Source organism: Sporolactobacillus sp. THM19-2 (genome assembly GCF_004153195.1).
Taxonomy (GTDB): domain Bacteria; phylum Bacillota; class Bacilli; order Bacillales; family Sporolactobacillaceae; genus Sporolactobacillus.
Genome location: NZ_SEMC01000039.1, coordinates 1716 through 4679 on the forward strand (window position 1 = coordinate 1716; position 2964 = coordinate 4679).

At 56.9% G+C, this 2964-nt stretch carries 1 rRNA gene; it reads left to right on the forward strand.

From position 1 onward, the window contains the following. The first annotated feature begins 20 nt into the window (after positions 1–20). Positions 21–2951 (forward strand): 23S ribosomal RNA (locus EWH91_RS14215). Positions 2952–2964: the final 13 nt, after the last annotated feature.

Genomic DNA, 2964 nt, shown 5'->3' on the forward strand with positions numbered 1-2964 from the left:
TAATCAATGATTGTGTCGGTGGTTAAGTTTTAAAGGGCACACGGTGGATGCCTTGGCACTGGGAGCCGATGAAGGACGGAACGAACTCCGATAAGCTCCGGGGAGCTGTAAGTGGGCTTTGATCCGGAGATTTCCGAATGGGGAAACCCCCTGTCCTGACGGACAGGATGACGCACTGAATTCATAGGGGCGTCAAGGCAGACCCGGGGAACTGAAACATCTCAGTACCCGGAGGAAGAGAAAGCAAATGCGATTTCCCGAGTAGTGGCGAGCGAAAAGGAAACAGCCCAAACCAGGGGGCTTGCCCCCTGGGGTTGTAGGACACTCCGCATGGAGTCAGAAAAGCGCGTTTCAGGCGAACGGCCTGGAAGGGCCGGCCGAAGAAGGCAAACGCCCTGTAGCCGAAGAGGCGCGCTCTCCGGAGTGGATCCTGAGTACGGCGGGACACGAGAAACCCCGTCGGAAGCCGGGAGGACCGTCTCCCAAGGCTAAATACTCCCCAGTGACCGATAGTGAACCAGTACCGTGAGGGAAAGGTGAAAAGCACCCCGGAAGGGGAGTGAAAGAGATCCTGAAACCGTGTGCCTGCAAGTAGTTGGAGCCCCTTCGGGGGTGACAGCGTACCTTTTGTAGAATGGACCGGCGAGTGGCGATTCTGAGCAAGGTTAAGCCGGAGAGGCGGAGCCGCAGCGAAAGCGAGTCTGAAGAGGGCGAATGAGTTCAGGGTTGCCGACCCGAAACCGTGTGATCTACCCATGTCCAGGGTGAAGTCCAGGTAACACTGGATGGAGGCCCGAACCCACGCATGTTGAAAAATGCGGGGATGAGGTGTGGGTAGGGGTGAAATGCCAATCGAACACGGAGATAGCTGGTTCTCCCCGAAATAGCTTTAGGGCTAGCCTCGGAGAAAGAGGTCTGGAGGTAGAGCACTGATTGAATAAGGGGTCCCCACAGGATTACCGAGTTCAGTCAAACTCCGAATGCCAGACGCTCAGGCTCCGGGAGTCAGACGGCGAGTGATAAGATCCGTCGTCGAAAGGGAAACAGCCCGGACCGCCGGCTAAGGTCCCTAAGTTTGCGCTGAGTGGGAAAGGATGTGGCGTTGCCCAGACAACCAGGATGTTGGCTCAGAAGCAGCCACCATTTAAAGAGTGCGTAATAGCTCACTGGTCGAGTGGCGCCGCGCCGAAAATGTAACGGGGCTAAGCGCAGCACCGAAGCCGCGGATGACTCTTTCAGAGTCATGGTAGGGGAGCGTTCCAGAGGCCGGGAAGGTCTGCCGGAAGGCAGGCTGGAGCGTCTGGAAGTGAGAATGCCGGTATGAGTAACGAAAAGAGGAGTGAGAATCTCCTCCGTCGAAAGCCCGAGGGTTCCTGGGGAAGGTTCGTCCGCCCAGGGTCAGTCGGGGCCTAAGCCGAGGCCGAAAGGCGTAGGCGATGGACAACAGGTGGATATTCCTGTACCGCTGGAACACGTTTGAGTGAAGGGGGGACGCAGGAAGGCGAGGTCAGCGCACGGATGGAAGCGTGCGTTCAAGCCGCGAGGCCGGCAGCGAGGCAAATCCCGCTGCCTGAGGCCGGACGGTGATGAGGAGGGAAATTTAAGTACCGAAGGGCCACAACCTACACTGCCTAGAAAAGCCTCTGGCGAGTGAACCAGCGCCCGTACCCAAACCGACACAGGTGGGCAAGAAGAGAATTCTGAGACGCTCGGGAGAACTCTCGTTAAGGAACTCGGCAAAATCACCCCGTAACTTCGGGAGAAGGGGTGCTCAAAGGGCCTTCGGGCCCTCTGAGCCGCAGTGAAAAGATCCAAGCGACTGTTTACCAAAAACACAGGTTTCTGCTAAACCGAAAGGTGATGTATAGGGGCTGACACCTGCCCGGTGCTGGAAGGTTAAGAGGAGAGGTCATCCCTTCGGGGAGAAGCTTTGAACCGAAGCCCCAGTAAACGGCGGCCGTAACTATAACGGTCCTAAGGTAGCGAAATTCCTTGTCGGGTAAGTTCCGACCCGCACGAAAGGTGTAACGATTTGGATACTGTCTCAACGAGAGACCCGGTGAAATTATAGTACCTGTGAAGATGCAGGTTACCCGCGACAGGACGGAAAGACCCCATGGAGCTTTACTGCAGCCTGATATTGGATGTGGGTATCGATTGTACAGGATAGGCAGGAGCCTTTGACGCCGGACCGCCAGGTTCGGCTGAGGCGCCGGTGGGATACTGCCCTTTCGATACCGACATTCTAACCCGGGACCGTGATCCGGTCCGGAGACAGTGTCAGGCAGGCAGTTTGACTGGGGCGGTCGCCTCCCAAAAGGTAACGGAGGCGCCCAAAGGTTCCCTCAGAATGGTTGGAAATCATTCGCAGAGTGTAAAGGCACAAGGGAGCTTGACTGCGAGACCCACAAGTCGAGCAGGGACGAAAGTCGGGCTTAGTGATCCGGTGGCACCGCATGGAAGGGCCATCGCTCAACGGATAAAAGCTACCCTGGGGATAACAGGCTTATCTCCCCCAAGAGTTCACATCGACGGGGAGGTTTGGCACCTCGATGTCGGCTCATCGCATCCTGGGGCTGAAGTAGGTCCCAAGGGTTGGGCTGTTCGCCCATTAAAGCGGTACGCGAGCTGGGTTCAGAACGTCGTGAGACAGTTCGGTCCCTATCCGTCGCGGGCGCAGGAAATTTGAGGAGAGCTGTCCTTAGTACGAGAGGACCGGGATGGACACACCGCTGGTGTACCAGTTGTTCCGCCAGGAGCAGACGCTGGGTAGCTATGTGTGGACGGGATAAGTGCTGAAAGCATCTAAGCATGAAGCCCCCTCCAAGATGAGATTTCCCACAGCTTTAAGCTGGTAAGGCCCCTCAGAGATGATGAGGTGGATAGGTCTGGAGTGGAAGCGCGGTGACGCGTGAAGCGGACAGATACTAATCGGCCGAGGGCTTAACCCAAAGTCAGCGGACA